This window comes from Bacillus sp. B1-b2 (assembly GCF_009183415.1).
Taxonomy (GTDB): Bacteria; Bacillota; Bacilli; order Bacillales; family Cytobacillaceae; genus Niallia.
The window spans coordinates 48,530-55,584 of sequence record NZ_WEHU01000027.1; the positions used below are offsets into that span (position 1 = coordinate 48,530).

General features: G+C 37.7%; 6 protein-coding genes. All 6 read left to right on the forward strand.

Features of this window, described 5'->3' with window-relative positions; all coding sequences use genetic code 11:
- Positions 1-35 precede the first annotated feature (35 nt).
- From F9279_RS20070 to F9279_RS20095, 6 genes are read left to right on the forward strand one after another with little or no spacing between them, the layout of a single operon-like run.
- Positions 36-1,250, forward strand: coding sequence for a M20 family metallopeptidase (locus F9279_RS20070; protein WP_152116013.1), 1,215 nt, complete (start codon positions 36-38; stop codon positions 1,248-1,250).
- Between the two features lie 46 nt (positions 1,251-1,296).
- Positions 1,297-2,319: an ABC transporter ATP-binding protein gene (locus F9279_RS20075; RefSeq protein WP_152116014.1), complete on the forward strand. Its 1,023-nt coding sequence runs from the start codon at positions 1,297-1,299 to the stop codon at positions 2,317-2,319.
- Complete coding sequence (locus F9279_RS20080) at positions 2,316-3,329, forward strand: ABC transporter ATP-binding protein (RefSeq protein WP_152116015.1); 1,014 nt, start codon at positions 2,316-2,318, stop codon at positions 3,327-3,329. Before F9279_RS20075 ends, F9279_RS20080 begins: the two co-directional genes overlap by 4 nt.
- Positions 3,330-3,345: 16 nt before the next feature.
- On the forward strand, positions 3,346-4,296 hold the full coding sequence (locus tag F9279_RS20085; protein WP_152116016.1) for an ABC transporter permease: 951 nt from the start codon (positions 3,346-3,348) through the stop codon (positions 4,294-4,296).
- 15 nt (positions 4,297-4,311) lie between these two features.
- Positions 4,312-5,241 (forward strand): oligopeptide ABC transporter permease, encoded by a 930-nt coding sequence (gene opp4C, locus F9279_RS20090; protein WP_152116017.1) that lies wholly within the window; start codon positions 4,312-4,314, stop codon positions 5,239-5,241.
- A gap of 45 nt (positions 5,242-5,286) precedes the next feature.
- Positions 5,287-6,894 carry an ABC transporter substrate-binding protein gene (locus F9279_RS20095; RefSeq protein ID WP_152116018.1) on the forward strand — a complete coding sequence of 536 codons (1,608 nt, stop codon included), beginning with the start codon at positions 5,287-5,289 and terminating at the stop codon, positions 6,892-6,894.
- Positions 6,895-7,055: the final 161 nt, after the last annotated feature.

Below are 7,055 nucleotides of genomic sequence, written 5' to 3' on the forward strand. Positions count from 1 at the left end.
AATCAAACAATAAAAGGAAAAGGAGTGCTAATCTAATGCTAGAAAAATGGTATGAAGAAGTGGAAGGAATGTACGATCAAATGGTGGAATGGAGACGCTATTTGCATGAAAATCCAGAGCTATCCTTTCAAGAGTTTGAAACGAGTGCAATGATTGCCGATTTATTAGAGAGTTTTGGAATAGAAGTTAGAAGAAATGTTGGTGGAAACGGAGTTGTAGGCAAGATTTATGGACAAAAACCTGGTAAAACCATTGCTCTCCGTGCCGATTTTGATGCCTTACCTATCCAAGATGAGAAGGATGTAGCATTTAAGTCAAAGATACCTGGTGTCATGCATGCATGTGGACATGATGGTCATACCGCCACTCTTTTAGCAGTTGCTAAGGTACTCCAGGAAAATCGTAGCGAGCTTGTTGGAGATATCGTATTATTGCATCAACATGCTGAAGAATTACCACCAGGTGGTGCTATATCTATGATTGAAGATGGATGTTTAGACGGCGTAGATGTTGTCTATGGTGCACATCTAGCCTCTGGAACTGAATTAGGAAGTGTTCTATATGGTATTGGTCCAGTGTCCGCCGCTAGTGATATGTTTGATTTGAAAATTCAAGGAAAGGGTGGACATGGAGCTTCCCCTCATCAAACGATTGATGCCATTGCTGTAGGAGCACAAATTGCTAATCAGTTAAAGCATATTGTTAGTAGACGCATAGACCCACAAAAACCAGCTGTGCTCTCTATTGGCTCCTTTCATGCAGGTAAAGCTGGAAATGTAATTGCTGATACTGCGGAATTATCAGGAACCATTAGAACCTTTGATGAAGATGTTCGTTCTCTCATAGAAGAAGAGATGGAACAGTTAATCAGTGGAGTATGTAAAGCATTTCAAGCAACCTATACATTCACGTACACAAAAGGATATCCTCCGACAGTAAATACAGAAGAAGAAACACTTATTCTAGAAAGCTGCATTAAACAAAATTTACCTGAAACGAAGTTAGTTACAATTGGAAAACCAGGAATGGGTGGAGAAGATTTCGCTTACTACTTGCAACACCGACCAGGAAGCTTTTTCTCTGTGGGGGCAAGGAATGAAGAAATTGGTGCAATTTACCCCCATCATCATCCTAAATTCACTTTTGATGAAAGAGCAATGCTAGACACAGCAAAAATCTTTTTAAGTATAGTAGATTACTATGCAAAATTAGAAGAAAAGGAAGTTCTTGTAGAAAGCTCTACTATTTAAAAAAGGATTGTTTTAATAAAAAGTAAAGATAATGGAGGGGGAAGTAATGAACCAAAATATTCTAGAGGTAGACAGTTTACAAACAGCTTTTCGTACAGATAAAGGCGAAGTGATTTCAGTAGAAGAAGTGAGCTTTAAGCTATCTCCTGGCGAAACGATTGGAATTGTTGGCGAATCTGGATGTGGGAAGAGTGTTACTTCCCTTTCCATTATGCGCTTACTTGGTACTCATGGCTATATCAAGAAGGGTACTATCACTTTGCAGGATAAAGATTTAGTCAAATTATCAGAGGCAGAAATGAGAAAGGTTCGAGGAAATGAAATTTCAATGATCTTCCAAGAACCAATGACTTCCTTAAATCCTGTTTTCACTATTGGAAACCAAATGGTGGAACTCATTCAATTACATATGGGATTAAAAGGGAAAGAGGCAAAAAGCTACGCTATTGAAATGTTAAACAAAGTAGGTATTCCAAGAGCTGAAGTTATTATTGATGAGTATCCCCATGCATTATCTGGAGGGATGCGTCAAAGAGTAATGATTGCCATGGCTCTTTCCTGTAAACCTAAGCTATTAATTGCAGATGAACCAACTACTGCTTTAGATGTTACAATCCAAGCGCAAATACTTAAACTAATGAGAAGTCTGAAGGAAGAATCGGATACAGCCATTATGATGATTACCCATGATTTAGGCGTTATCGCTGAAATGGCAGATAAAGTGATGGTCATGTATGCAGGACAAGTGGTGGAAGAAGCGGATGTATTCACTCTTTTTGATGATCCGAAGCATCCTTATACGCAAGGATTAATCCAATCTATTCCCCACTTAGATTATGATTCAGATGAGAAGCTATATTCTATTCCAGGATCTGTTCCGACTCTACAACATATGCCACAAGGATGTAGGTTTCATACAAGATGCCCACATGTTATGGAAAAATGCATCTCCAATAGACCACCTCATATTAATGTAGATAACCAATCAGAGCATAAAGTGAGATGTTTTCTCTATGAGGAAGAATCTAGGCAAGAGGATGCATCTACAGAAAGGGAGGTTTATGTATGAGTGCCGAAACTTTACAAAAAGAAGACGGAATATTAGGTGAATTAAAACAACCATTAGTGGAGATTGAACAACTGAAAAAATATTATCCTATTAAAAAAGGTGTCTTATCTAAAACAGTTGGACATGTAAAAGCGGTAGATGGACTAGATTTCTCTATCTATCCAGGAGAGACAATTTCATTAGTTGGCGAATCTGGATGTGGTAAATCTACTACTGGGAGAGCAATAGTAAAGCTAGATCCTCCCACAGATGGAAAGATTCTTTTTGAAGGAAAGGATTTAGCCTCCATTGGATCGAACGAGTTAAGAAAAATTCGCACGCAGATGCAAATTATTTTTCAAGATCCTTATTCTTCCTTAAATCCACGAAAAAGGGTTGGAGACTTGCTGGCTGAACCACTTTTAGCCCATAAGTTGGCAACAAGGGAGGAGGCAAATAAAAAGGTGGAGCAAATGCTCGAAACAGTAGGCTTAACAAAATTCCATAAAGGTAGATATCCTCATGAGTTTTCAGGGGGACAAAGACAGCGTATTGGTATTGCAAGAGCTTTAATGCTAAATCCAAAGTTGATTGTTTGTGATGAACCAGTATCGGCCTTAGATGTATCTATTCAGGCACAGGTGCTAAATTTGCTAAAGGATTTACAAAAAGAGTTTAACCTAACCTATTTATTTATTGCTCATGGACTTGGTGCAGTCAAGTATATTAGTGATCGAATTGCTGTTATGTACTTAGGGAAGATAGTAGAAATTGGGAAGACAGAAGAGATATTTAGGAATCCCAAGCATCCTTATACCCAGGCTTTACTTAGTGCTTATCCTGTGCCTAATCCTCGTCTTAGAGACAGGGAAAGAATTGTTTTAGAAGGCGATGTACCTAGTCCTGCTAATCCTCCGAGTGGTTGTAGATTTCATACAAGATGTCCCGTATCCCAAGCGATTTGCAAAGAAAAGGAACCAATTTTACAAGGACCAGAGCATTCTGTTGCCTGCCATTTTCCACTAATTTAAAAAAGGGGGGAGACAATTGTTTCAATATATTATTCGAAGATTACTTATTGCCATTCCCGTATTACTTGGTGTAACCGTCTTTAACTTCTTTATTATCAACCTAGCTCCAGGAAACCCTGTTGATATGTATTTAAACCCTGATACAACCGAGGCAGATATAGAGGCTAAAAAGGAAGCATTAGGATTAAATGATCCCATATATATTCAATACTTTCGTTGGCTTGGAAACTTACTACAGGGGGATTTTGGTTTTTCTTATACAACCTATGAACCTGTAATGAAGATTGTGTTAGAAAGAGTGGGCCCAACTTTATTACTGATGAGTACTGCATTAATTATTGCGTATATTATTGCTATTCCTATAGGTATCTTAAGTGCAACAAGGCAATATTCTTGGATTGATTATTTAACAACTACTTTCTCCTTTTTAGGTGTATCTATTCCAAGCTTCTTTTTAGGATTAGGTAGTATTTACCTTTTTTCTTTAGTACTAAATGTTCTACCAACTGGCGGCATGTTTACACTTGGAAGTGATGGTGGATTGATGGATACCTTCTTTCATCTTATTATGCCTGCTGCGATACTTGGAGTCGGAATTGCTGGTAGTACGGTGCGATATGTTAGGAGTAGTATGCTAGAGGTGCTTGGACAGGATTATTTGCGTACTGCTCGAGCGAAGGGGTTACGAGAGTTTATGGTAACCAACAAACATGCATTAAAGAACGCTCTTATTCCTATCATTACAATCATCGGGATGGAAATTCCTGTACTAATTGGAGGAGCTGTTGTTACGGAACAAATATTTCAATGGCCAGGATTAGGACAGTTGACTATTCAATCTATTTCATCCCGTGACTATCCAACATTAATGGCCATCAACTTTATTGCGGCAATTGCTGTACTATCCTCCAATCTGATAGCTGACATTTTGTATTCGGTCGTAGATCCTCGTATTAAATATAACTAGGAAAGGAGAGAGAAGATGAGTATTCCTAATGCTAAATTGGATACAGAGCTATCCATTAATAACAAAGCTATTCTACCAATAGCTGATCATTTAGAAAAAGAAGAAAGCTATTTAAGGCTCATTACGAAGCGCTTCTTTAAGCATAAATTGGCAGTCATTGGAACAGTCATTTTCACCTTAATGGTCCTTGTTGCAGTGTTTGCGCCTCTTATTGCTCCACATGATCCCTATGCAGTGGAGGGTGAATTTGCCGCTGCACCAACTGCTGATCATTTGTTAGGAACAGATGAGGTAGGCAGAGATTTATTTAGCAGACTTTTATATGCAGCCCGTGTATCATTATCTGTTGGAGTTGGAGCGGTGGCTATTTATGTAACAATCGGAACCATACTTGGCGCTATAGCAGGATACTTTGGTAAGTGGGTAGATATGATTATTATGCGTATAACAGATGTATTTATGTCCTTTCCTTATCTAATGGTTATTCTTGTTCTTGTAAGTATAATGGGTCCAAGTTTATTCAATGTCATACTAGTTCTAGGATTATTAGGATGGCCGTCTATTGCTAGGCTTGTTAGAGGTAGTGTGCTTTCCATTAAGGAGATGGATTATGTGAAAGCTGGTGTAGCACTTGGATATTCAACTCCTAAAATAGTCTTTCAACATATTTTACCAAATTGTATTGCCCCTATTCTTGTTAATGCTACATTTGGAATTGCATCTGCCATCATTATGGAGGCATCTCTTAGTTTTCTAGGAATGGGTGTTCAACCTCCTACTGCGAGCTGGGGCAATATGCTAACAGAGGCACAATCTATTACAGTGTTAGCCTCTCAACCATGGTTATGGATTCCACCTGGTATCATGATTCTTCTATCGGTAATCTCTATTAACTTTATGGGAGATGGCTTAAGAGACGCAATGGATCCGAAGAGTTTGAAATAAGGAGATAAAGAAATATAGAATCTACTACTATTGGGGGGAATTTAAATGAAAAAAATGCTGTGTCTCATGTCTATTGCTATTCTGTTACTCCTATCTGCTTGTACTGGAGCAAATACATCCTCAAGTGGAGGCGGATCTTCAGACAACACGATGTATATTGGGCTTGTTAATGCACCAGTTAGCTTTAATCCAATCAATTCCTCTGATATTGCAGCTGCTTGGTTGGAGAAATTTATGTTTGATACCTTCCTGGAAATGACTGGACCATTAGAGTTTACTCCAAAGCTTGCGGAATCTTTTGAAACAGAAGATAATCAGACCTTTACGATAAAAATTAATGCAGACGCAAAATGGTCTGATGGAACACCTGTTACTTCCAATGATGTTGCTTTTACTTTAAATCTAGTAGCTAACCCAAAAACAGAAACAGCTGTAGGAGGATATTTAACAATTCTAGATGGATTAACTGATAACGGCAAATTTCCCGATGGTGTTACAGAAATACCTTCTTTAACGATTGTAGATGATAAGACCATTCAATTTAAAACAAAAGCCCCTGTAGATGCCAATATGGTTAAAGAGCAATTAGGCTCTAAGTTTATGATTCTACCAGAACATGTATTAAGCTCTATTGCTCCAGAAAATTTACAAAAGGATCCGTTTATGATGAATCCAACGGTTACAAATGGTCCATTTAAATTCGTTAAATATGCAAAGGATCAATATGTAGAGTATGAGAAGAACGAAGATTATTATCTTGGTGATGTAGAATTAGATAAGCTATTTGTAAAAATAATGCCAGCTGCAAATTTAGTTGCTCAATTACAGACTGGTGAAATTCATATGAATGCAGCAGGTGGAATTGGTAAAATCGCCGTACAAGATTTCGATACGGTAAAAGGCTTTGAAAATGTAACAACTACTACAGACAAAACATATGGTTATCAAAATATGAGCTTCAATACAGAAACAATAACAGATCCTAAGGTACGACAAGCTATCGCTTATGCTATTGACCGCCAAAAAATTGTCGATCAGCTATTAAAAGGAGAGGGAGAAATTGTAGATGGTCCCTACACATCTATTAGCCCATATTTAGATACAAATCTAGAAACATATTCATATGATCCTGAAATGGCCAAACAATTACTAGAAGAAGCAGGATGGGATTTTAATCAAACGATTGATTTTGTTGTTCCAATAGGCAATAAAGTTCGTGAACAGTCAGCAGATATTATTGCAGAAAATTTAAAAGCAGTAGGATTGAAGCTGAATACAACAACATATGATTTCCCAACTATTATGTCCAAAGCAAAAGCTGGGGAATATGATTTAATGCTAATTGGCTTTACGAACACCATTGACCCAGATTTAACAACCATTTATGGTTCAGAAGGTTCAAGTAACTATACTAATTATAATAATCCAGAAGTAGATGAATTATTAGCACAAGGAAAGCAAGAACCAGATACGGAAAAACGTAAAGAAATCTACAATCAGCTACAAGCTATATGGAGCGAAGAAATGCCGATATTCACGTTATATTCTGATTTCGACTTTGCTGCTGTTAGCAAAAATGTTGCAGTTGGTGCGCCAAAAGTTTTCGGTTTCCATAATGATTTATATAAATGGTCATTAGTTGGAGCGAATTAAATATAAGGTAAAGAAGGTTCATGTGATTTTTACATGAACCTTCTTTGTGCGACGGGCAGTCGCTCCTTTTTGCTTTAAAGCATGAATTTACTGTTATAGGTTGGGCGATGTTACTTCGGTAATAACAAGCCCCGAATCCTGGAAGGTATGATTCTCTCGGA

Excerpts from the sequence above, each read along its gene's own strand:
- F9279_RS20070 (WP_152116013.1), top strand. The coding sequence starts at position 36 with ATGCTAGAAAAATGGTATGAAGAAGTGGAAGGAATGTACGATCAAATG.
- F9279_RS20075 (WP_152116014.1), top strand. The coding sequence starts at position 1,297 with ATGAACCAAAATATTCTAGAGGTAGACAGTTTACAAACAGCTTTTCGT.
- F9279_RS20080 (WP_152116015.1), top strand. The coding sequence starts at position 2,316 with ATGAGTGCCGAAACTTTACAAAAAGAAGACGGAATATTAGGTGAATTA.
- opp4C (WP_152116017.1), top strand. The coding sequence starts at position 4,312 with ATGAGTATTCCTAATGCTAAATTGGATACAGAGCTATCCATTAATAAC.
- F9279_RS20095 (WP_152116018.1), top strand. The coding sequence starts at position 5,287 with ATGAAAAAAATGCTGTGTCTCATGTCTATTGCTATTCTGTTACTCCTA.